This window comes from Mycobacterium sp. NGS16 (assembly GCF_059813225.1).
On record NZ_JCALEE010000004.1, the window covers coordinates 123,098 to 145,268 of the forward strand.

Consider the following 22,171-nt stretch of genomic DNA (forward strand, 5'->3'; position numbering starts at 1 on the left):
CGGGTTAGACCAGCGCCTGCTCTGGCTCCCGCTGGATCGGTTGCGGCCACGGCCGCGGAACCGGGCGCGGACGCACGATCTGCGGCCACCAGAACCAGCGTCCGAGCAGGGTGGCGACCGACGGCGTCATCAAGGACCGGACGATCAACGTGTCGAACAGCAGACCCAGTCCGATCGTCGTACCGACCTGGCCGATCACGATCAACGAGCTGACCGCCATGGACGCCATGGTGAAGGCGAACACCAGACCCGCTGCGGTGACCACCGCGCCGGTGCCGACCATGGCGCGGATCAGGCCCGTGTGCAGGCCGGCGTGGATCTCCTCCTTGATGCGTGAGACCAGCAGCAGGTTGTAATCCGCGCCGACGGCGAGCAGGACGATGACCGACATCGGCAGCACCATCCAGTGCAAGGGAATGCCCACCAGGTGTTGCCAGAGCACCACCGACAGCCCGAACGCCGAGCCGAGACTGAGCACCACCGTGCCGACGATCACCGTTGCAGCGACGACCGCGCGGGTCAGCACCATCATGATGATGAAGATCAGGATCAGCGCGGCGGTCGCAACGATCAGCAAGTCGTAGTTGGCGCCCTGCTGCATGTCGTAGAACATCGCGGCGCTGCCACCGAGGTAGATCTTGGCCCCCTCGAACGGTGTGCCCTTGATCGCATCGGCCGCGGCGACCTTGAGCGCTTCGACGCGCGAGATGCCCTCGGGAGTCAACGGGTCACCCTGATGAATGATGGTGAACCGCACCGCATGTCCGTCCGGCGACATGAACAGTTTGATGCCGCGTTTGAAGTCGGCGGTGTCGAAGGCTTCCGGTGGGAGGTAGAACGAGTCGTCGTTCTTGGCGGCGTCGAACGCCTCGCCCATCGCGGTGGAGTTCTCCTGCATCGCCATGTTCTGGTCCTGCTGGGCCTTCTGCACCTGGTACTGGTTGAGCAACGTCTGCTTCTGGTTCTTCATCGACTGAATCTGTGCCGGCATGACAGCAACCATCTTCGGCATCAGCTCGGCCATGCGTTGCATGTCGGGCACGATCTCGTCGAAGTCACCGGACATCGTGTCGACGCCGTCCAGGGCGTCGAAGATCGACCGCAAAGACCAGCAGATGGGGATGTCGAAGCAGTGCGGCTCCCAGTAGAAGTAGTTGCGGAACACCCGGAAGAAATCGTCGAAATCGGCCATGTGATTGCGCATTTCCCCGATGTCGACCGCGGTGTTCGCCATCTTGTCGGCCATCCGCTGGGACACCTCGGCCAGATCCTTCTGGATGTTCATCATCTCGGTCATCGAGTCGATGCTGGCCTGCAGATCGTCGGCCTGCTTGAGCAGATTCTCCAGATTGGTCTGCATGTAGTCGTTGTTCATCAGCTGAGCGGTGCCGCTCTGGCCGAGGGTGTAGGGGATCGTCGAGTGCTTGATCGGATCTCCGTCGGGACGGGTGATGGTCTGCACCTGCGCGATCCCGTGCACGTGCTTGAGCGCCTTGGCGATCTTGTCGATCACCAGGAAGTCTGCCGGGTTGCGCAGATCCCGGTCGGTTTCGACCATCATCAGATCCGGGTTCATCTTCGCCTGGGAGAAGTGCCGGAACGCCGCCGAGTAGCCCACATTCGCCGCCACGTCATCGGGCAGGTAGATGCGGTCGTTGTAGGACGTGTAGTAGCCGGGCAGCGCAAGCAGGCCGATCAGCGACGCCGCGACGGCGACCACCAACACTGCACCGGGCCAGCGGACGGTGGTGGTCCCAACCCGGTGCCAGCCGCGGGATCGGCTGATGCGCTTGGGCTCGAGAATACGGCCGAAGCGGCTGGCCACCGCGATGACCGCAGGCCCCAGCGTCAAGGCCGCCGCGACCACGATCACCATGCCGATCGACAGCGGGAAGCCCATCGTCTGGAAGTAGGGCAGCCGGGTGAAATGCAGGCAGAACGTCGCCCCGGCGATGGTCAGCCCAGAGGCCAGCACCACATGCGCGGTGCCGTGGAACATGTTGTAGTAGGCGGCTTCCCGGTCCTCGCCGGCTTTGCGCGCCTCCTGATAGCGACCGATCAAGAAGATCGCGTAATCGGTGGACGCGGCGATCGCCAAGGTGACCAGCATGTTGGTTGCGAAGGTCGTCAGGCCGAACAGGTTGTGGAATCCCAGGAATGCCACCAGTCCCCGGGCAGCCGACAGCTCGAGCACGACCATCACCAGCACGATCAGGGTGGTGATGATGGATCGGTAGACGCTCAACAGCATCACCGTGATGACGGCGAACGTGAGCATTTCGATGGTCTCCATGCTCTTGTCGCCGACGTGGTTCTGGTCGGTGCTCGTGGCCGCCGGTCCGGTCACGTAGGCCTTCACGCCGGCGGGGGCGGGGCGCTCGGATGCGATGTGGCGCACCGCCTCCACCGACTCGTTGGCCAACGTCTCGCCCTGGTCGCCGGCGATGTAGACCTGAACGTAGGCGGCCTTACCGTCGGCGCTCTGAGCACCCTTGGCGGTCAGCGTGTCGCCCCAGAAGTCTTGGACATGCTGCACGTGGGCGGTATCGGCACGCAGATCGCGCACCATCTGGTCATAGAACTCGTGCGCTGCGGCGCCCAGCGGCTCGTCGCCTTCGAGCACGATCATCACCGAACTGGAAGTGTCATACTCCTGAAACACCTTGCCGACTCGCTTGGTGGCGATCATCGACGGGGCGTCGTTGGGACTCATCGACACCGCACGGAGCTTGCCGACTTCCTCGAGCTGCGGAACGACGATGTTCAAGACGGCGATCAGCGCGATCCACGCGAGGATGATCGGCACGGCGAACCTCCGGATGAACCGGGGCAGCCGCGGGTGCGCCGCCTGGCCGGTCACCGCAATGGGTTCGGTCGGGGCGGTCATGCGGCCTTCACAAAGCAGAAGGTCTCGGCGTTCACTCCGGTCGCCGTCCTTTCCTGTTTGACTTCGTCATCGACGGTGACCCGGCAGGTGATGCTGTCGCCGTCGCCCTGGGCCAGGATGTTGGGCATCACCGAAGGCAGGGTGGTTTGCAAGGTCAGCGTCCACGGCAACGGCGTGCTCGGAACCCGCTGCGGCTTGCCTTGCAGGTCCATGTAATTGATGACGGCACTGGTCCCCGAGCCGAAGACCTCGTACTTGACGAACTTGGGGTTGAAGTCCTCCGCGGTGTCCGAGGAAATATCGGTCACCACGACGGGATGCGATCCGAACACCGTCCGCAGCTGCGCTACTGCGACGCCACCTGCCGCGGCCGCCACCACGATCAAGGCGGGCAGCCACACACGGCTGATCAGCCTTTTCATCGTCCGCCCTTCCCGACGTTGACCAGGCCCGGCCGCCGTCTCCGTCCAGGTAGCTAAGCTAATTATGTAAGTGGATTAAGTCAATCCGGTTCCACTGTTGCGCGCATTACACTTGGCCGTTGTGACCGCCAGTGAGACGACCGGCCGGCCGCTGCGCAAGGACGCCGAACGCAATCGGGAGCGCATCCTGGCAGCGGCCCGCGACCTGTTTGCCAGCAAGGGCCTGGAGCCCAATCTCAACGACGTGGCGCATCATGCGGGCGTCGGGGTCGGGACCGTCTACCGGAGGTTCGCCACCAAAGACGAGCTCCTCGAGGCGATCTTCGAAGAAGGCCTCCATCAGCTCGCAGACTTGGCGGAATCTGCTCTGCGCCAACCGGACCCATGGCAGGGGTTCGTCTGGTACGTCGAGCAGATGTGCGAGATCACCGCGACCGACCGGGGATTGCGGGAGATCGCGTTCAGCAAGACCTACGGGGGCGATCGCGTGACGGCTGCCCAGGATCGACTTGTTCCCATCCTGAAGACGCTCGTGGAGCGAGCGCGGGTCGACGGTCGGTTGCGCCCCGAGCTGTCGAGTACGGACATGCCGATCTTCGGGCTGCTGGCCGGGACGGTGAGCGAGTTCGCCGGCCACGTCGACGCGGACCTGTGGCGTCGCTATGTGGGCATCCTGCTTGACGGCATGCGTTACCGCAGTGACCAATTGCCGCTGCCGGTGGCAGCCCTCGATGACGACGGAGTCGAGGCCGCGATGCGAGCCTGGGAACCGGCCGGCCCCTGCGGTGACCGCATCCGAGCGCAGGGCGCCGATGCTGTTGCGGGATCAGGCGATGTAAGGCGGGCGGTTCGGCCCTGCACGTCGACGCGCTAAGCGGCTACAGCATCGCCCGACTGATCTTGTCGCTGTCTTTGCCGATCGTCTTGCAGTAGGCGCTGACCGCCACCCGTGTCGCCGAAAGCTCCATGTTGGACGGCTCACTGCCGTTCTTGTCCTTGAGCATCTTGGAGACTTCCGACCGCTGCTTCTCGTCGTCGTGACTGTTGAACTCTGCGCAGGTGGTGTCGCCGCCTTTGTTGATGACCTTGCTGACGGACGAGCAGCCACCGAGCACGAACATCCCGGCGACCAGGACGGCGGCCGGGACGCCGGCTACGGCGAGACTGAATCGCTTCATAGGCTTCACAAGCAGGGCCACCCTTCTGGTGTCGGTTCGCGCAAGCGAGCCTACGTCAGCAACGCCTTCTTGAGTACCTTTCCCATTGCGTTGCGCGGCAGCGCATCCACCATCCGCACCTCGCGCGGTCGCTTGTGTGCCGACAGCTGTTGGGTGACATACTCGATCAGGTCATCGGGTTGCGCCCCGCCGTCCGGGGAGGCGACCACGAACGCGACGATGCGCTGGCCCAGGTCCTCATCGGGCAGGCCGACGACGGCCACCTCGGCCACCCCGGGATGGCCGAGCAGGGTGGTCTCGATCTCGCCGGCGCCGACCCGGAAACCTCCGGACTTGATCAGGTCAACCGATTCGCGGCCGACGATCCGGTGCATCCCGCCGGCGTCGATGACCGCGACATCCCCGGTCCGATACCAGCCGTCGGCGTCGAAGGCCGCCGCGGTCGCCTCCGGGAGGTTGAGGTAGCCGTCGAACAGTGTCGGTCCGCGCACCGCGAGTCGCCCGATGGTCTCTCCGTCGTGCGGCACCGGCCCGCCGTCCTCGCCGACCAGACGGGTCTGCACGCCCGACAGCGGCACGCCCACCCAGCCGGCCCTGCGCTCACCGTCGACGCGGGTACTCAACGTGATCAGCGATTCGGTGCTGCCGTACCGTTCGATGGGCGCATGACCGGTGAGTGCGCGCAGTCGCTCGAACACCGGAACCGGAAGCGCCGCACTGCCCGACACCAGCAGCCGCGCCGGCCGCAGCGCTTCGGCCGCAGCGGCGTCGGCCACCACGCGCGACCACACGGTGGGCACCCCGAAATACAGCGAACCCCCGGCGGCCGCATAGCCCTGCGGAGTCGGCTTACCGGTGTGCACGAACCGGTTGCCGACCCGCAGCGATCCCAGCAGGCCCAGCACCAGACCGTGGACGTGATACAGCGGCAGACCGTGCACCAGGACGTCGTCGGGGCTCCACTGCCAGGCTTCGGCCAGCGCGTCGAGATCCGCCGCCAGCGCCCGCCGGCTCAACTGCACGCCCTTGGGCGGCCCGGTGGTTCCCGAGGTGTAGATCACCAGCGCGGTGTCGTCTTCACCCGGCGGTTCAGCGAGGCTCGACGCAGGAGAGCCGGAACCGCCGAATGAACCCTGTTCGCGCGGGTGCTGCGACGATCCGGCGCCCCGCCGGGCCGGGATGTGCGGCAGGCCGGCGAGATCGTCGGGCCGCTCCCCCAGCCACGCCTGCGCACCCGAGTCACGCAGGATGTGCGCGCGTTCGGCGACACCGACGTCGGCGGGGACCGGCACTACCGGCAACCCGGCCAGCAGGCAACCGGCGACGGCCAGCACGGTCGACGCCGTCGGGGTGGCCAGCACGGCGACCCGGCTTATGCCGCCGAGGTCTTCGAGCACGGTGGCCGCGGCAGCGCTCAAGTCGGCCCGGCTAAGCACGGTGTTGTCGATGCGCACCGCATCGGCGATATCGTCGGCGGCGGTGTCCAGCGAGCTCAGCAACACCTGAGCGACGTTACCGCGTACCGGTCCCGCCGGCCGCCACCGATTCGCCGAGCAACTCCGCGCCGCCGCACTGGTATCAACGAATTTGTTCCATTAAATTTGCGGACAAAGGTCAACGAGAGGTACACCGATGCACGACCAGTCCGGCCCGCGGCGCGGTGCCACTCGCAGTCAGCGGTTGCCACGGAATCAGCAGCGCGAACGAGTGCTGCGGTTGGTCTCCTGTGCTACCGGCGCGGTGGATGCCACCGAGATCGCCCGGCAGATGGGCTTGCACGTCACCACGGTGCGGTTCCACCTCGACGCGCTGTGCGAGGACGGTTCCGTCGCACGCACCCGGATCAAGCGGGACGGCGTCGGGCGCCCCCGCACCGGATACGTCGCCGTGCGCGACCGGTTGAACTACCGCAGCCTCGCCGAGATCCTCGCCATGGAGCTCGGCGATACCGCCGCCGAGCGCCGGCAGCGTGCCGAACGGGCCGGCCGGCGCTGGGCCGGCAGGATCCTGGCCCACGACGAGTCCGCCGATTCCGCCGAGTCGACCGGGACGGCTGCCGAGCCCGGCGTCGACGACCTCGCCGACCAGATCGCCTTGGTCTTCGAGCGCATGGGCTTCGGTCCGCAGCTCAGCGAGGCGGCCGACGCCGGCGAGGGCCGGCGCGAGCGCGCGATTCGGCTGCATGCCTGCCCGGTCCGTGACTTAGCGCGGTCGCACCCGGAAGTCAGCTGCGCCATGCATCTGGGCCTGCTACGCGGACTGCTCAATGCCGAGGCAACCGAAGGCCGACAAGCCGCTCTGCGCGCCGAGTTGGAACCGTTCGTCGAGCCGGAACTGTGCATTGCCAAGGTCATCGGCCGATAGCCGCGCTCGGCGGCGCCGCCGTCACCCGGTGACGTCCTCCCGGCGCCGAATGTGGAGTTCATCGCGCAGCCGGGGCACCATGTGCGGGTAGTGGAGTTCGAAAGCGGGCCGCTCCGAACGGATCCGGGGCAGCTCGGTGAAGTTGTGCCGCGGCGGCGGGCAGCTGGTCGCCCACTCCAGCGCGTTGCCGTGGCCCCATGGGTCGTCGACGGTGACGACCTCACCGTAGCGCCAGCTGCGAAAGACGTTCCACAAGAACGGCAGTACCGACGCGGCGAGGATGAAGGCTCCCACGGTGGAGACGATGTTCAACGGCTGGAATCCGTCGGTGGGCAGGTAGTCGGCGTAACGGCGCGGCATGCCCATGTTGCCCAGCCAGTGCTGCACCAGGAACGCGGTGTGAAACCCGATGAACGTCAGCCAGAAGTGCAGCTTGCCCAGTGGCTCGTCGAGCAACCGACCGGTCATCTTCGGGAACCAGAAATAGATGCCGGCGAACGTCGAGAACACGATGGTGCCGAACAGCACGTAGTGGAAGTGCGCCACCACGAAATAGGTGTCGTGGACGTGGAAGTCCAGCGGCGGGCTGGCCAGCATCACCCCGGTCAGGCCGCCGGCCAAAAATGTCACCGCGAACCCGAGCGAGAACAGCATCGGCGTCTCAAACGTCAACTGGCCCTTCCACATCGTGCCGATCCAGTTGAAGAATTTCAGCCCGGTCGGCACCGCGATCATGAAGCTCATCGCCGCGAAGAACGGCAGCAGCACCGCGCCGGTGGCGAACATGTGGTGCGCCCACACCGCCGTTGACAGTCCCGCGATACTCATCGTCGCGTACACCATCTGGGTGTAGCCGAACAGCGGCTTGCGAGAGAACACCGGGAAGATCTCGGTGACGATGCCGAAGAACGGCAGCGCGACGATGTACACCTCGGGATGGCCGAAGTACCAGAACAGGTGCTGCCACAGCAGCGCTCCACCGTTCGCGGCCTCGTAGAGGTGCGCGCCCAGGTGACGATCGACCGCTAGGCCGAGCAGGGCCGCGGTCAGCAGCGGAAACACGATCAGCACCATGATCGAGGTGATCAGGACGTTCCAGGTGAAGATCGGCATCCGAAACATCGTCATCCCCGGGGCGCGCATGCAGATCACGGTGGTGATCATGTTGACCCCACCCAGGATGGTGCCCAGCCCCGAGACCGCCAGGCCCATGATCCACAGGTCGGCCCCGGCCCCCGGCGAGTGGGCCAGGCCGCTCAGCGGGGCGTAGGCGGTCCAGCCGAAATCGGCGGCGCCGCCCGGCGTCAGGAACCCGGCCACGACGATCAACCCGCCGAACAGAAACAGCCAATAGGCGAAGGCGTTGAGCCGCGGGAAGGCCACGTCGGGGGCACCGATCTGCAATGGCAGCACCAGGTTGGCGAAACCGAACACGATCGGGGTCGCATACAGCAGCAACATGATGGTGCCGTGCATGGTGAACAACTGGTTGTACTGCTCGTTGGAGAGGAACTGCAGTCCCGGCGCGGCCAATTCGGTGCGCATCAGCAACGCCATCAGACCACCGGTCAGAAAGAAGCTGAACGTGGTCACCATGTACAAGATGCCGATCAGCTTGTGGTCGGTGGTGGTGATGACCCGGTAGACCCAGGCCCCGCGCGGCCCACGTCTGGGCGGGAACGGGCGCACCGGCGACAGCGGCTTGCCGGGAACGCCCGTCACTCTCCAGTCGGTCACGTCAGCCATCGGCCGCCTCCCGCCGAAGTCCTAGCCCGGTCGGCAGCAAACGTGCCGGCCAGACCAGCGCTTATAACGGCCTATGCTACGCGGAATCGGTGCGACGGTCAGAGGTTCAGCCGGCCGCGTAGGCGACGGCGATCTCCCCGGCCAGCCGCGCATTGGCCAGCACGAGTGCGACATTGGCGGCAACGGAGGCGCCCCTGGTTGCGCGGTGAAAATGTTCCAGCAGAAACGGTGTGACGTCCTTGCCGCGCACTCCCGCCGCCTCGGCCGCGGCCAGCCCGTCGGCGAGCACCCGATCATGCAGGGCACGGTCCAGTTCGGCGTCGGCGGCGATCGGGTTGGCCAGCACCAGCCCGTAGCCGTCGGTGCCCAGCCGGTCTCGGGCGCGCAGCACCGCGGCGGCCTGCTTGGGGGTCTGGACCCACCAGTCCAGGGGGTGACCGGAGTCGGCGAGGTAGAAGGCCGGGAAGCGGTCGGTGCGGTAGCCGATCACCGCCACCCCGAGCGTCTCCAACCGCTCCAGCGTCGCGCCGATGTCCAGAATCGACTTGACGCCCGAACAGACCACCAGCACCGGGGTGCGCGACAGCGTCGCCAGGTCCGCGGACTCGTCCCAGCTCTCGCGTGCACCGCGGTGCACCCCGCCCAACCCGCCGGTCGCGAACACCGTGATGCCGGCCGCCGCCGCCAGATGCGCGGTCGAGGCGACCGTGGTCGCACCGTCGCCGCCCACGGCGGCCAGCATCGCGATGTCGCGGACACTGACCTTGAGCGCTGTGCCGCCGGTCGCCAGATGGTGCAGCGCATCCGCGTCGAGACCGATGTGCGGTTGGCCCCCGAGGATCGCGATGGTGGCCGGCACCGCGCCTGCCGAGCGCACCGCGTCCTCGATCTCGCCGGCGATGCGCAGGTTCTCCGGCCGCGGCAGGCCGTGCGTGATGATCGTGCTCTCCAGCGCCACCACGGCCCGCCCGGCGGCGAGCGCATCGGCGACTTCGGGATGGACGCGCACCAACTCACCTTATTGCGCCCGGCAAGCGCCCGCCGCTGCTGTCGGCGCGGGCTGATACCGTCCGGGCCAGCACACCAAGACAGCGGAGGTGGCCGTGGGCGACCAGCGACGCAAGCGGCGGGGGTATGCCGCGGCGGCGGTCGCGTTGTCGCTCGTCGCGCCGGTCGCTCCCGCGCCCGCCGACCCGGTTGCGGTCGGCGCCGCCGACGTCTCGGTCGAACTGGCCAAGCTCGACGCCCTGCCGATCAAGGGCCGCGCCCCCAAGACCGGCTATGAACGCGCACTGTTCGGCCAGGCCTGGAGCGACGACGTGTCGGTGCCCGACGGGCACAACGGCTGCGACACCCGCAACGACATCCTGCGCCGCGACCTGGTCGACATCGAGATCAAGCCGGGCACAAACGATTGCGTGGTGGCCTCCGGTGTGTTGAACGATCCCTACACCGGCACCGCGATCGCCTTCCAGCGCGGTCGGGGCACCTCCCGGGCGGTGCAGATCGACCATGTGGTGGCGTTGTCGGATGCCTGGCAGAAAGGCGCGCAGGCCTGGGACGAACTCACCCGGCGCAACTTCGCCAATGATCCGCTGAACCTGCAGGCCACCAGCGGGCCGATCAACGAGCAGAAAGGCGACGGCGACGCGGCAACCTGGTTGCCGCCCAACAAGTCCTACCGCTGCGCCTATGTCTCCCGCATCGTCGAGGTGAAGTCCGGTTATGGCCTGTGGGTCACCCAGGCCGAACACGATGCGATCGCGCGGATTCTGACCGGTGGCTGCGGGGCGTCACCGGCCGAGCCTTAGCCGGTCAGCCGGCGGAGAACGGGCGGGCCATGACCTTGGGCGCAAAGCCGTAGCGGGGGCCGGATCCCCGTCCTCCGGCGCCGGCACCGGCCAGCGGCATCCCGCCCATCAGATTTCCGGACCCTTCGACATCCGGGCTGATGGCCGAGACGGTGCTGACCGGTATCGGCGCGACCGGCCCCGCCGCCGGGCCGGCCGCCGCCCAGCTGGCCGGCACCGACAGGCGCCCGGCCGCCACGGCGTTGCCGACGCCCGCGGCCACCGGCGCGGCGCCGCCGAGCTGGGCGCCCAAGCCGGCCGCCGGCAGCGCCGCCGGAACGGCCCCGGCGGCCGCCTTGGCGCCATCACCGGCAGCCTTCGCCGCGGCAGTAGCCGGCGCCAGCGCCTTCGACAAGGCGACCCCACTGTTGACGGCGCCGGTGGAGAAGTGCGCGATCGCGATGCTGCTCTGCGTCGGCGCGACATAGGACGTCCAGGGGGCCAGCAGGTTGGCGATCGGACTGCCGGGGGTGTACTTCAGACCCACCATCGTGTAGAGGTCGCTGAGCATGCTGTCCAGCGGCGACGTCGACGAGTCCGCTGCCGACGACGCCGGCGATGCCAGGCTCGCCAGCGCCGATTGGACGGCGGAGACCAGTTGCGCGGTCGGCGATTCGTTTGCGGTCATCGGGTCGGGCGTGCTGAACGGGGCCACCTGCGACGCGGACGCCGACTGGCCGGCATACCCGTACATGGCGGCGCTATCGCGTGCCCACATCTCTCCGTAGTCCGCCTCGGTCACCGCGATCGCAGGCGTGTTCTGGCCCAGCACGTTCGTGGACACCAGGGACGACAATCGACTGCGATTGGCATCGACGTCGGCCGGGTGCACGGTGGCGGCCAGCGCGGTCTCGTAGGCGGTGGCGGCCCGCCGGGCCCGGGTTGCGGCCTGCTCGGCCCGCGCGGCGGTGGCGTTCATCCATTCCACATACGGCGCAACGGCCTGTGCCATCGACGCCGACGCCGGTCCGAGCCAATCCTCGCCGGTCAGGCCGGTGACGATCTGCTCATAGCCGGTGGCGGCCGAGTTCAGCTCGGCGGCGAGCTTGCTCCACGCCGTGGCAGCGGCGACCAGCGGCGAGGAGCCGGCACCGGAATACATGCGCGCGGAGTTGACCTCCGGCGGCAACGACCCGAAATCCATTGCCGCGCGCTAACTCGCCACGGCGGCGTTGACCGCTTCGGTCACCGCATACGAGTCGGAGCTCAGTGCCAAGGTTCGGACGAACGCCTCGTGGATCGCGGCGGCCTGTGCGCTGACCTCTTGATAGGCCTGGGCATGAGCGGCGAACAACGCTGCGGTCAACGCCGATACCTCGTCGGCCGCGGCCGGCGGCAGCACCGTGGTCGGGCCTGCCGCAGCCGCGTTCTGCGCGGCCACCACCGAGCCGATACCGCGCAAGCCACTGGCAGCGACCGCCAATGCTTCAGGTTGTGTGTTGACGAACGACATCCTTGTGCTCCTAATTGCTTTCAGCGCCATCGCACTTCACCGGATCTGTTACCTGGCAGACTAAGCGGATTCGTGGCTACCGTCGCCTACCGGAGCTGCCGACGCGACGCTCCGCTCCCGCGCCACGCCCCGTTAAGCGAAAGTCCACGCAGCCACCCTGACCAGTGCAAACACCCCGGAAGGGTGGCGCAATCCGCATCATGCAAACAGCGCAACTGAGAAAGAATCCCAACGCGGGTAATGTCTTTGGCGCAATCAGCTAGCTAGCCACCGGCCGGGTGGTGCGGTAACACGTTGTACCGGAACCCGTATCGGTTGACGTAGCCTTCGCTGCGCCGGGGAACGCCGGCGCTCATCGGCATCCCGCGCAGCAGGCCCTTGGGTTGGTTCTCGACAGCAGTGGACGCCGGAACCGGCTGCGGCGCGATGGTCTCCGGACCTGGCGCGGGCGCCGCGCCGGCCCAGCTGGCGGGCACCGACAACTTGCCGACGGTTCCGGCTCGACCCAAGCCGGCCGACGGCGCGCCCGCCGGCCCGGCCGCGCCGACCGCCGCCGGAAGCGCCGGGACGACCGGTGCAGCCACCGGCGGCGCCGGGGACGGCGCTGGTGGCACAAGCCCTTTCGAGATGCCGAGGATGTTGGCCGGGGTGGAGGCGAGACGCTGCACAATCTGTTCGCTGGTGGTGAAGTTCTTCAGAATCTGCGGCAGGTTTGCCTTGAGCTCGTCCCATGTCGCCGAATGCGACGGCGACACCGACAGCCTCTCCAACACGTCGCGGATCGTGGCTACCAGATCCGTCCAGGCCCGCTGCTGGGCCGCCGACCCGACGGCCCGCGTTACGGCTGTCTGCTGACGGTCTTCGCCGCCCGCCGCGGTGGTCACCGGCGGTGTGTCGAACGGGGTGACCATCGACGCGATGCGCGAGGCTCCGGCATACCCGTACATCACCGCGGCGTCTTGTGCCCACATCTCGGCGTACTGCGCTTCGGTGGCCGCGATCGCAGAGGTGTTCTGCCCCAGCCAATTTGTGGCGACGAGAAGACTCAGCAGGCTGCGATTCGCAGCCACCTCCGCCGGCGGAACGGTGGCGGCGTAGGCCAGCTCGTAGGCGCCGACCACGGCTCGGGCGTAGTCGCCCGCCTGCTCGGCAAGGGTGGCTGTCGCACTCATCCACGACACGTAGGGACCGACGGCGGTCAGCATCGCCATCGCCGACGGACCCCACCACGAGGCATCGGCGATCTCGGAGACCAGCGACTGGTAAACCTCCGCCGCCGAATGCAATTCCTCGGCAAGAGCCCCCCAGGCGGATGCGGCGCCCAGCAACGGTGCCGACCCGGCACCGGAATACATCCGCGCCGAATTGATCTCAGGCGGCAACGCTCCGAAATCCATCACCACAAACCCCTCGCGCCTGTCGCCGGACCGAAACCCCGCCGCGCTCGAGAACTCTGTGTCGCCGTCTGCGGCGGTCGATTTGTGCTGACGCTAATACGATCGGCGCACCCCGACGGCCGCCAGCGGTGCACCTGGCCCGAACGCCCGCCGGCGCCGCCGCACAGCGGCGAGTGGCTCTCCGCGCCGCCGAACAGGCCCACCCCACAGCTATCACCTGCGCGAATCCGCCGACACGGCGGCGCTCCGGTTCCCGGGGAGCACTCCCCGGCGGAGCAGTTGGCGCCGCCAGCCGGAAGATAGAATCTCGCGGTGCGGTAAACCCGGGCCACATATCCGGTAGGTCGCCGAATCGATTCCATTCACGGCAATTCAAACCATTGTCAGTTTCGGGACCTCAACCATAACCTCGTCTTCGACTGTGCCGCAGTGTTGCTGGCGCGTTCATGCCGGCGAACACGTAGAGGATGCCCGTTGAACCAGACCTTGACGCCCATCGCGGCGCCGCGATCAGCCTGGGCGGCCTGGGCCGTCGCCGAGGAATTGCTGAGCGAGCTGTCGCCGGATCAGATCGCGAAATCCACTGCACTGCATGCCCGTTCCGAGGGGCAGCGACGAATGCCGGCACTGCACGGCGGCCGGACCGACAGACTGGAGATCTACCCGAATCTGTGGGCGGGTGTGGGCCTGGTCTGGGGCTGCGCAGGAACCGCGCCGGTGCGCAGCCACCAGGAAGTCGCGAATCTGATCTGGGAGTACTACTCGCTGGGATTCGACGAGTTCATTCTGTCGGGCTACCCGCTCTGGAGGAGGCCTATTGGTTCGCCGAGGGGGTGCTACCGATTCTGCGCCGCAAAGCCGTGGCTTAGCGAGCCGACCGCAGCCGGTCGGCCGCCGCGGCGATCCGCTCGTCGGTGGCGGTCAACGCCACCCGGACGTGCTCGGCGCCGGCTGGGCCGTAGAACTCCCCCGGCGCCACCAGGATTCCGCGCTCGGCCAGCCAGCCGACGGTGCGCCGGCACGCCTCGCCGCGGGTGGCCCACAGATACAGCCCGCCGTGGGAGTGGTCGATGCGGAAGCCGGCCGCGCGCATCGCCGGCAGCAGCACCTCACGGCGGCGGGCATAGCGGTCGCGCTGTTCACGCTCGTGTGCGTCGTCGTCGAGGGCGGCGACCATCGCCGCCTGCACCGGGGTCGGCACCATCATCCCGGCGTGTTTGCGCACCGCGAGCAGTTCGGCCACCACGGTTTCGTCGCCGGCGACGAAACCGGCCCGATAGCCGGCCAGTGAGGAGGTCTTGGACAGTGAGTGCACGGCCAGCAGGCCGCGGTGGTCGCCGTCGCAGACCTGCGGGTGCAGCACCGAACGCGGTTCGGCGTCCCAACCGAGCCCCAGGTAGCACTCGTCGGAGACCAGCAGCACCCGGTGCTGGCGGGCCCAGCCGACCAGGGCACGGAGCTCGTCGGCTCTCAGGATGGCCCCGGTGGGATTACTGGGTGAGTTCAGATACACCAGGGCCGGCGGCGCACCGCCGAGGCGGTCCGGGGCGTCACTGCGCACCCACACCGCCCCGGCCAGCCGGGCGCCCACCTCGTAGGTCGGGTAGGCCAGTTCCGGAACGACGACCATGTCGTCGCCGCCGAGACCCAGCAGGGTCGGCAGCCAGGCGATGAGCTCCTTGGTGCCGATCACCGGCAGTACCGCCGACTCGGCGACTCCGGTGATCCCGTAGCGGCGGTCAAGTGCGGCGATCGCCGACGCCCGCAGCTGAGCAGTGCCGGCGGTGGTCGGATATCCCGGCGCCGACGAAGCCGCCGCCAAGGCCGCTCGGATGACCGGCGCCACGGGATCGACGGGGGTGCCCACCGACAGGTCGACGATGCCGTCGGGATGCGCCTTGGCCCGCGCCGTCACCTCGGCCAACGTATCCCACGGGAAGGTCGGCAGCGCGGCTGATCTGCCGCCGTGCACGGGGCTCACGGGGCGACGGCGGAACGCGGCGGATTCATCGGTTCCTGATAGTAACCGCGCCGGCACCGCCGCTGGCACGACCCACCTGCCTATGCGCCCAGTTGCAGTGCAACAAGTTGCATAGGGCCGGGCGCCGTGCTTATGCTCGCGCCCGTGGCGCTTCCCCACGCGATCCTGGTGTCGCTGAGCGAGCAGGCCGGCTCCGGCTATGAGCTGGCCCACCGATTCGACCGCTCGATCGGCTACTTCTGGAGCGCCACCCACCAGCAGATCTACCGCACGCTGCGCACCATGGAGGCCGAGGGCTGGGTGCGCGCCACCGAGGTGAGCCAGCATGGCCGTCCCGACAAGAAGGTCTACACCGTCGCCGACGCGGGCCGGGCCGAGTTGGCCCGCTGGCTCGCTGCACCGCTCGCCGGTCGCGGGAGCTCAGTGGTGGACAACCGTCTCCGCGAGCTGGCGGTCAAGGTCCGCGGCGCCTGCTACGGCGACGCCGCCGCGGTCCGCGAGCAGGCGGTCACCTTGCGCGCCGAGCGCGCCACGCGGCTGGACGTCTACCGAGCCCTGGAAAAGAAGCAATTCCCGGACCCCGGCTCGCTGACCGGGTCCGCCCTGCACCAGTACCTGGTGCTGCGCGGCGGAATTCAGGCGGAGCAAAGCGCAATCGACTGGCTCGATGAAGTCCAGGAGGCACTGTGACAACTCCCTACCCGATTCTGTTGTCCCCGTTGGACCTCGGGTTCACCACCTTGAACAACCGGGTGGTGATGGGTTCGATGCACACCGGCCTGGAGGACCGCGCTTCCGACATCGGCAAACTGGCCACCTACTTCGCCGAGCGGGCTCGCGGCGGCGTCGGTTTGATCATCACCGGCGGCTATGCACCGAACCGGACGGGTTGGCTGCTGCCATTCGCCTCGGCGATGATCACCGCCGCCGACGCACGCCGCCACCGGCGCGTCACCGACGCGGTGCACGAGGCGGGCGGCAAGATCCTGCTGCAGATCCTGCACGCGGGACGCTATGCCTACCATCCGTTTTCGGTCAGCGCATCGGCGATCAAAGCGCCGATCAACCCGTTCCGGCCACGTGCGCTGTCGCTGCGGGGCGTGGAATCGACCATCGCCGACTTCGCCCGGGCGGCCGAGCTGGCCCGTGCAGCCGGGTACGACGGCGTCGAGATCATGGGCAGCGAAGGATATCTGCTGAACCAGTTCCTCGCGCCGCGTACCAACAACCGCACCGACCGTTACGGCGGCACCGCGGCCAACCGGCGCAGGTTCCCGGTGCAGATTGTGGCCCGCACCCGCGCGGCGGTGGGACCGGATTTCATCATCTGCTACCGGCTGTCGATGGCCGACTACGTCGAGGGGGGCCAGCGCTGGGATGAGATCCTCGCGCTGGCCACCGAAGTCGAAGCGGCCGGGGCCACCCTGATCAACTCCGGCTTCGGCTGGCATGAGGCGCGGGTGCCGACCATCGTGACGTCGGTGCCCAGCGGCGCCTTCGTCGACATCTCCCACGCGGTCGCCGACCACGTCAGCATCCCGGTGGTGGCCTCCAACCGGATCAACATGCCGCAGGCGGGCGAGCAGATCCTCGCCGAGACCTCGGTCCAGCTGATCTCGATGGCCCGCCCGATGCTGGCCGACCCCGACTGGGTGCGCAAGGCCGCTGCCGACCGGGCCGACGAGATCAACACTTGCATCGCCTGCAACCAGGCCTGTTTGGACCATGCCTTCGTGCACAAGAAGGTCTCGTGTCTGGTCAATCCCCGGGCCGGCCACGAGACCACGCTGGTGCTCAGCCCGACCCGGCGCCGTCGGCGCATCGCGGTGGTGGGCGCCGGGCCAGCCGGGCTGTCGGCGGCGGTGACGGCCGCCGAGCGCGGCCACCAGGTGACACTGTTCGAGGCGAACGAGTTCATCGGCGGCCAATTCGATCTGGCCAAGCGGATTCCGGGCAAAGAGGAGTTCGCCGGGACGATTCGCTACTACACCACCATGCTCGACAAGTATGCGGTGACGGTGCGGCTGAGCTGCCGCGCCCACGTCGACGAATTGACCGGCTTCGACGAGGTGATCCTGGCCACCGGCGTCAAGCCGCGGATCCCGCAGATCCCCGGCATCGAGCATCCGATGGTGTTGACCTACGCCGAGGCCATCACCGGTCGGCCGGTCGGAGCGTCGGTGGCGGTGATCGGCGCCGGCGGAATCGGCTTCGACGTCAGCGAATTCCTGGTCGTGGAGAACCCGGAGTCCTCACCGACGCGCAACCTCAAGGAGTGGAAGACCGAGTGGGGCGCCGCCAACCCCTGGGACGCCCCCGGGGCACTGCTGCCGCCGGATCCGGCGCCGGCGGCGCGACAGGTCTACCTGTTGGCCCGCACCGCGGGAGCCCAAGGCCGCAAGCTGGGCAAGACCAGCGGCTGGGTGCACCGGGCATCGCTGAAAGCCAAAGGCGTCCAACAGCTCTCGGGGGTGAACTATGAGCGGATCGACGACGACGGGCTGCACATCAGCTACGGCCCGAAGAGGGCGCGCCGCCAGGTGCTGGCCGTGCACAACGTGGTGATCTGCGCCGGGCAGGAGTCGGTGCGCGACCTCGAGGACGGACTGCGTCAACGCGGCGTGCACCCGCACGTGATCGGCGGGGCGGCGCTGGCGGCCGAGCTGGACGCCAAGCGGGCCATCAAGCAGGGCACCGAGTTGGCGGCGCGCCTGTAGGCCCCTCAGTGCGCGAGCTGGGGGTCCCCCGCTTGCGGGGACGTGCCCCCGTCGAGCGCAGGAATGGGCGCGTAGTCGGTGGTGCGCTGCCGAGCCGGGCGGCCGATGCCCTCGGCGATCGCAACCAACTCGGCGATGGTCTTGGCCGACCCGTGCTCGGAGCCGGCCATCCGGGAGATGGTCTCCTCCATCAAGGTGCCGCCCAGATCGTTGGCCCCACCGTTGAGCATCACCTGGGTGCGTTCCACGCCCAGCTTGACCCAGCTGGTCTGGATGTTGGGGATGCGGCCGTGCAGCATGATCCGCGCCAGCGCGTGCACCGCACGGTTGTCCCGGTGGCTCGGCCCGGGCCGCGCCCCACCGGCCAGATACAGCGGGGAACTCTGGTGCACGAACGGCAGCGGGACGAATTCGGTGAAACCGCCGGTGCGGTCCTGGATGTCGCGCAGCACCCGGAAGTGGCCGATCCAGTGCCGCGGCGAATCGATGTGGCCGTACATCATCGTCGAGCTGGACCGCAGTCCGACCTCATGCGCGGTGGTGATCACCTCGACCCACATCGAGGTCGGCAGCTTGCCCTTGGTCAGCACCCAGCGGATCTCGTCGTCGAGGATCTCCGCGGCGGTGCCCGGGATGCTGCCCAGGCCGGCCTCGCGCAGGCTGATCAGCCACTCACGAATACTCAAGCCGCTCTTGGACACCCCGTTGGTGATCTCCATCGGACTGAACGCATGCACGTGCATCGACGGCACCCGTGCTTTGACCGCGCGCACCAGATCGGCATAACCGGTGACCGGCAGCTCGGGGTCGATCCCGCCCTGCATGCAGACCTCGGTGGCGCCGGCCAGGTGCGCTTCGTAGGCCCGTTCCCCGACCTCTGCGTTGGACAGCGAAAAGGCGTCGGCATCACCTTTGCGTTGGGCGAATGCACAGAACCGGCAGCCGACGTAGCAGACGTTGGTGAAGTTGATGTTGCGGTTGACCACATAGGTCACGTCATCGCCGACGGCGTCGCGGCGCAGTGAATCCGCCAGTGCCGCAACGGCGTCCAGGGCCGGACCGTCCGCGGTGGCCAGGGCAAGATATTCGGCGTCGGTGCAGCCGGCCGGGTCGCGTTCCGCCGAGCGCAGCGCGGCCAGCACATCGGTGTCGACACGTTCCGGCGCCCTTGCCGCCAACTCGTGAATCTGTTCGCGGATCGACTCCCAGTCCCCGAAGGCACTACCGAGATCGCTGCGGGTCTCGGTCGCCCGCCCGTCGACGTCGATCGCGGTGTGCAGGTCCACCCGGCCGGTGGACTGCACGTCATCGGGTTCCTGCCACGCCAGCCCGACCGGGTTGACGTCGCGCGCCCACCCGGTGTCCGGGTCGGCCAGCGCCGCGACGTGCGGGCGCACCCGGGGGTCGATCCACGCCGCACCGGCCTGCACGTAATCGGGTTGAGCGGTGAGCCGCTGCACCAGGTCATAGCCGGCGCGCTGCGTGATCGCGGCCAGGTCGTCTAACGCCGGCCAGGGCCGCTCCGGATTGACATGGTCCGGGGTCAGCGGCGACACCCCGCCCCAGTCGTCGACCCCGGCGCCGATCAATGCCAGACATTCGTCGGCCGACACCAGGTTGGGCGGCGCCTGCACCCGCATCTTGGGGCCCAGCACCAGCCTGGTCGCGGCTACCGTGGCCAGGAAATCCTCGAAGCCGGCGTCGGGCGTCGAGGCCATCGCCGTGTGCTCCTTGGCCCGGAAGTTCTGCACGATCACTTCCTGGATGTGCCCGAACTCCTTGTGCACCTTGCGGATCGCGTGCACGGTGTCGGCACGTTCCGCCAGGGTCTCACCGATGCCGACCAGCAGGCCCGTGGTGAACGGGATCGAGAGCCGGCCCGCGTCGGCCAGCGTGCGCAGCCGCACCGCCGGCTCTTTGTCGGGGCTGCCGTAGTGCGCCATGCCCTTGGTCTCGAACAGCCGCCGCGACGTGGTCTCCAGCATCATGCCCATCGACGGCGCCACCGGCTTGAGCCGCGACATCTCCGACCAGCTCATCACCCCGGGGTTCAGATGCGGCAGCAGACCGGTCTCCTCCAGCACCCGGATGGCCATCGCACGTACATAGGCCAGCGTGCTGTCGTAGCCGCGCTCGTCGAGCCACTGCCGCGCTTCGGGCCACCGCTCCTCGGGCCGGTCACCCAGGGTGAACAGCGCCTCCTTGCATCCCAATTCGGAGCCGCGGCGGGCGATCTCGAGGATTTCGTCGGGCCCCAGGTACATCTGCTTGCCTTGTGCTCGCAGCACCCCCGGCACCGTGACGAAGGTGCAGTAATGGCAGGTGTCGCGGCACAAGTGGGTGACCGGGATGAACACCTTGCGCGAGTAACTGACCGGCAGCCGGCCACCCGGCCCGCGCCGGCCGCCGGACACCAGGCCGGCGTCTCGCACCCGCGCGGCGCTGGCACACAGGTCAGCCAGGTCGGTACCGCGCGCACTCATCGCGATGGCGGTTTCCTCGACGTTGAGCAGGACGCCGTCGCGGGCCCGCCGCAGGACACGTCGCAGCGCCGACGGGTGCGTCATCCGCGCTCCGCCCGCATCCGGAATCTCGCGCATGCCATACGCGCCACAGTAGCCGCCGCGCCAACCGCCCCGACGAGCGCAGGTCGCGTCGGCCCGGTCCTCAGGGTTCGCCGGCCGGCCGGCGCGCGGTCAGCGCCTGGCGGCGCCGCCACAGCAGCCACCCGGGCGGTGCACTGCCCAGCACGATCATCAATAACACGCCGTAGGCCATCACACCGCGGTCGGCGAAGATCAGGTCGTCACCGGGGCCGCCGAACGTCATCAGCGCGATCGTCAGCAGCCAGGCCCACAGCGGCAGCGCGGCCAACCGCAGCGACGACGTGCAGCGCAGCGCGACCCACACCAGTCCGGTGTTGACCAGGCCCCCGACCAGGGCGCTGAGCGGGAACGGGACGGCGCCGATGTGCGCGGGTAGCAGCAGGGCGGTCGACACTGCACAGAGGACGCCGTCGACGGCCAGCAGAGCCAGTACCGGGTAGTTGACGGGCGAACCCGGCGTATCGGTATTCCTCGCGGGCTCGGTGAGCGGCGCGACGGGGCTCAAGTGGGGATGCTGTCCAGCTGGCTGACCATCGAACCGACCATCCACTGGAAGCTGTCCAGCCACCACTGCCAGTGCTCCAAGTTCGGGTCCAGATCGGGATCCATGCCTATGCCCTTTACCTCTACGTGGGAGATGGTTCAGCAGGAGCTTACCCCGTGCCCGGCGGCGCTGAGCTCAAGTCCGGCCAGCAGGTCGGTTTCCCAGCCCCGCCCATCCCGCGGACCGGCGCTGCCGGCGGCCAGCACGTAGTGTTCGGCGTCCACGATCGGCTGAGCCACGTTGTTGGACAACGCAAACGCCCGGCCGGTGGGCCCGACGGTGACCTGGGTGGCGTGCGCCGCCATGGCCGCCACCTTGGCCGGGCGCGATGCGGCAGCCTCGATGACGGCGTCGATCCGGTCGTCGGGAAACTCCCCGGCGGGGCCGGGCTCCCCGGGCAGCGTCCAGTGCGGCAAGCAGTCGCTGTCCCGCAGGGCCCGCCGGGCCGCCCGCGATGCACTGGCGGCGGTCACCGTCCAATAGAACTTCGGCGTGGCCCAGGCCGGGCCGGATCCGGCGGTGTCGCCTGCTGCGGCTGCGACGGCCGCGGTGGTGATGTGGTGGGCGTGCACATGGTCGGGATGGCCGTATCCGCCGCTGGGGTCGTAACTCACCACCACGTGCGGACGCACCCGCCGGATGACGGCGGCCAGCGTCGCGACCGTCTCGGCGTCGTCGGCGTCGATGAACCGCTGCTGTCGCCGGGCCGGGGTGCCGTCCATGCCGGAATCCCGCCAGCGTCCGGCGCCGCCGAGGAATTGCGGCGGGCCGACGCCCAGTTCGCGCAGCGCGGCGGCGAGTTCGCCAATCCGGTAACCGCCGAGCTGGTCGGCGTGATCCACCGCCAGCTGCGCCCAGCGGTCCCCGATGACCTCGCCCTCCTCGCCGAGAGTGCAGGTGACGACGTGCACCTCGGCGCCACGGGCGGCGTAGTGGGCAATCGTTGCCCCGGTGGTCAGCGTCTCGTCGTCGGGATGGGCGTGCACGAACAACAGCCGGGGGGTCAGTTCTGACACCGGCCGAACC

The 22,171-nt window shown here is 68.4% G+C and carries 17 protein-coding genes and 2 pseudogenes; 6 read left to right on the forward strand and 13 right to left on the reverse strand.

Annotated features, from left to right (window positions below; translation table 11 throughout):
* Positions 1 to 4: 4 nt before the first annotated feature.
* Complete coding sequence (locus AC5Y4Q_RS12260; RefSeq protein ID WP_064920046.1) at positions 5 to 2,887, reverse strand: MMPL/RND family transporter; 2,883 nt, start codon at positions 2,885 to 2,887, stop codon at positions 5 to 7.
* Positions 2,884 to 3,309 (reverse strand): MmpS family transport accessory protein, encoded by a 426-nt coding sequence (locus tag AC5Y4Q_RS12265; protein WP_064920047.1) that lies wholly within the window; start codon positions 3,307 to 3,309, stop codon positions 2,884 to 2,886. The genes AC5Y4Q_RS12260 and AC5Y4Q_RS12265 overlap by 4 nt, the downstream gene beginning before the upstream one ends.
* A 121-nt stretch (positions 3,310 to 3,430) precedes the next feature.
* On the opposite strand from AC5Y4Q_RS12265, the gene AC5Y4Q_RS12270 reads away from it, so the two are divergent.
* Positions 3,431 to 4,183 carry a TetR/AcrR family transcriptional regulator gene (locus tag AC5Y4Q_RS12270; RefSeq protein WP_082952452.1) on the forward strand — a complete coding sequence of 251 codons (753 nt, stop codon included), beginning with the start codon at positions 3,431 to 3,433 and terminating at the stop codon, positions 4,181 to 4,183.
* A gap of 4 nt (positions 4,184 to 4,187) precedes the next feature.
* Here the strand turns inward: AC5Y4Q_RS12270 and AC5Y4Q_RS12275 are convergent, their stop codons facing one another.
* Positions 4,188 to 4,487, reverse strand: coding sequence for a hypothetical protein (locus AC5Y4Q_RS12275; protein WP_064920048.1), 300 nt, complete (start codon positions 4,485 to 4,487; stop codon positions 4,188 to 4,190).
* Between the two features lie 50 nt (positions 4,488 to 4,537).
* A complete protein-coding gene (locus tag AC5Y4Q_RS12280) occupies positions 4,538 to 5,989 on the reverse strand; it encodes an acyl-CoA synthetase (RefSeq protein WP_125224752.1) in 1,452 nt (483 codons plus the stop codon).
* A gap of 130 nt (positions 5,990 to 6,119) precedes the next feature.
* Here AC5Y4Q_RS12280 and AC5Y4Q_RS12285 point away from each other — a divergent pair, with 130 nt between their 5' ends.
* Entirely contained in the window at positions 6,120 to 6,851 is a 732-nt protein-coding gene (locus AC5Y4Q_RS12285; RefSeq protein WP_125224751.1) for a helix-turn-helix transcriptional regulator, read from the forward strand.
* A 21-nt stretch (positions 6,852 to 6,872) separates the two neighbouring features.
* On the opposite strand, the gene ctaD is transcribed toward AC5Y4Q_RS12285, so the two are convergent.
* Positions 6,873 to 8,597: an aa3-type cytochrome oxidase subunit I gene (ctaD, locus tag AC5Y4Q_RS12290; protein WP_125224750.1), complete on the reverse strand. Its 1,725-nt coding sequence runs from the start codon at positions 8,595 to 8,597 to the stop codon at positions 6,873 to 6,875.
* Positions 8,598 to 8,703: 106 nt separating this feature from the next.
* Positions 8,704 to 9,606 (reverse strand): pseudouridine-5'-phosphate glycosidase, encoded by a 903-nt coding sequence (locus AC5Y4Q_RS12295; RefSeq protein ID WP_125224749.1) that lies wholly within the window; start codon positions 9,604 to 9,606, stop codon positions 8,704 to 8,706.
* A gap of 145 nt (positions 9,607 to 9,751) precedes the next feature.
* On the opposite strand from AC5Y4Q_RS12295, the pseudogene AC5Y4Q_RS12300 reads away from it, so the two are divergent.
* Positions 9,752 to 10,399, forward strand: a pseudogene (locus AC5Y4Q_RS12300) (HNH endonuclease family protein); the annotation flags it as partial.
* A 13-nt stretch (positions 10,400 to 10,412) separates the two neighbouring features.
* On the opposite strand, the gene AC5Y4Q_RS12305 reads toward AC5Y4Q_RS12300, so the two are convergent.
* The 3 genes from AC5Y4Q_RS12305 to AC5Y4Q_RS12315 form a co-directional block, all read right to left on the reverse strand.
* Complete coding sequence (locus AC5Y4Q_RS12305; protein ID WP_125224747.1) at positions 10,413 to 11,591, reverse strand: PPE family protein; 1,179 nt, start codon at positions 11,589 to 11,591, stop codon at positions 10,413 to 10,415.
* 9 nt (positions 11,592 to 11,600) lie between these two features.
* A complete protein-coding gene (locus tag AC5Y4Q_RS12310) occupies positions 11,601 to 11,900 on the reverse strand; it encodes a PE family protein (protein WP_064922448.1) in 300 nt (99 codons plus the stop codon).
* 263 nt (positions 11,901 to 12,163) lie between these two features.
* Complete coding sequence (locus AC5Y4Q_RS12315; protein WP_235663878.1) at positions 12,164 to 13,297, reverse strand: PPE family protein; 1,134 nt, start codon at positions 13,295 to 13,297, stop codon at positions 12,164 to 12,166.
* Between the two features lie 519 nt (positions 13,298 to 13,816).
* On the opposite strand from AC5Y4Q_RS12315, the pseudogene AC5Y4Q_RS12320 reads away from it, so the two are divergent.
* Positions 13,817 to 14,166: pseudogene (locus AC5Y4Q_RS12320) on the forward strand (LLM class flavin-dependent oxidoreductase); the annotation flags it as partial.
* Here AC5Y4Q_RS12320 and dapC read toward each other — a convergent pair.
* Positions 14,163 to 15,269: a succinyldiaminopimelate transaminase gene (gene dapC / locus AC5Y4Q_RS12325; RefSeq protein ID WP_125224764.1), complete on the reverse strand. Its 1,107-nt coding sequence runs from the start codon at positions 15,267 to 15,269 to the stop codon at positions 14,163 to 14,165. The pseudogene AC5Y4Q_RS12320 and the gene dapC overlap by 4 nt on opposite strands.
* 153 nt (positions 15,270 to 15,422) lie before the next feature.
* On the opposite strand from dapC, the gene AC5Y4Q_RS12330 reads away from it, so the two are divergent.
* Complete coding sequence (locus tag AC5Y4Q_RS12330; RefSeq protein ID WP_064922454.1) at positions 15,423 to 15,968, forward strand: PadR family transcriptional regulator; 546 nt, start codon at positions 15,423 to 15,425, stop codon at positions 15,966 to 15,968.
* On the forward strand, positions 15,965 to 17,995 hold the full coding sequence (locus tag AC5Y4Q_RS12335) for an NADPH-dependent 2,4-dienoyl-CoA reductase (protein WP_125224745.1): 2,031 nt from the start codon (positions 15,965 to 15,967) through the stop codon (positions 17,993 to 17,995). Before AC5Y4Q_RS12330 ends, AC5Y4Q_RS12335 begins: the two co-directional genes overlap by 4 nt.
* 5 nt (positions 17,996 to 18,000) lie before the next feature.
* Here AC5Y4Q_RS12335 and AC5Y4Q_RS12340 read toward each other — a convergent pair whose 3' ends face one another.
* The 3 genes from AC5Y4Q_RS12340 to mshB all read right to left on the reverse strand — a co-directional run bounded on the left by AC5Y4Q_RS12340 (position 18,001) and on the right by mshB (position 22,161).
* A complete protein-coding gene (locus tag AC5Y4Q_RS12340; RefSeq protein ID WP_125224744.1) occupies positions 18,001 to 20,595 on the reverse strand; it encodes a bifunctional FO biosynthesis protein CofGH in 2,595 nt (864 codons plus the stop codon).
* Between the two features lie 67 nt (positions 20,596 to 20,662).
* Positions 20,663 to 21,031 carry a hypothetical protein gene (locus tag AC5Y4Q_RS12345; protein WP_234786408.1) on the reverse strand — a complete coding sequence of 123 codons (369 nt, stop codon included), beginning with the start codon at positions 21,029 to 21,031 and terminating at the stop codon, positions 20,663 to 20,665.
* A 212-nt stretch (positions 21,032 to 21,243) separates the two neighbouring features.
* Positions 21,244 to 22,161 (reverse strand): N-acetyl-1-D-myo-inositol-2-amino-2-deoxy-alpha-D-glucopyranoside deacetylase, encoded by a 918-nt coding sequence (gene mshB / locus AC5Y4Q_RS12350; RefSeq protein ID WP_125224742.1) that lies wholly within the window; start codon positions 22,159 to 22,161, stop codon positions 21,244 to 21,246.
* Positions 22,162 to 22,171: the final 10 nt, after the last annotated feature.

Excerpts from the sequence above, each read along its gene's own strand:
- AC5Y4Q_RS12275 (WP_064920048.1), bottom strand. The coding sequence starts at position 4,487 with ATGAAGCGATTCAGTCTCGCCGTAGCCGGCGTCCCGGCCGCCGTCCTG.
- AC5Y4Q_RS12310 (WP_064922448.1), bottom strand. The coding sequence starts at position 11,900 with ATGTCGTTCGTCAACACACAACCTGAAGCATTGGCGGTCGCTGCCAGT.
- AC5Y4Q_RS12340 (WP_125224744.1), bottom strand. The coding sequence starts at position 20,595 with ATGCGCGAGATTCCGGATGCGGGCGGAGCGCGGATGACGCACCCGTCG.
- AC5Y4Q_RS12260 (WP_064920046.1), bottom strand. The coding sequence starts at position 2,887 with ATGACCGCCCCGACCGAACCCATTGCGGTGACCGGCCAGGCGGCGCAC.
- AC5Y4Q_RS12305 (WP_125224747.1), bottom strand. The coding sequence starts at position 11,591 with ATGGATTTCGGGTCGTTGCCGCCGGAGGTCAACTCCGCGCGCATGTAT.
- AC5Y4Q_RS12315 (WP_235663878.1), bottom strand. The coding sequence starts at position 13,297 with ATGGATTTCGGAGCGTTGCCGCCTGAGATCAATTCGGCGCGGATGTAT.
- ctaD (WP_125224750.1), bottom strand. The coding sequence starts at position 8,597 with ATGGCTGACGTGACCGACTGGAGAGTGACGGGCGTTCCCGGCAAGCCG.
- AC5Y4Q_RS12285 (WP_125224751.1), top strand. The coding sequence starts at position 6,120 with ATGCACGACCAGTCCGGCCCGCGGCGCGGTGCCACTCGCAGTCAGCGG.
- AC5Y4Q_RS12265 (WP_064920047.1), bottom strand. The coding sequence starts at position 3,309 with ATGAAAAGGCTGATCAGCCGTGTGTGGCTGCCCGCCTTGATCGTGGTG.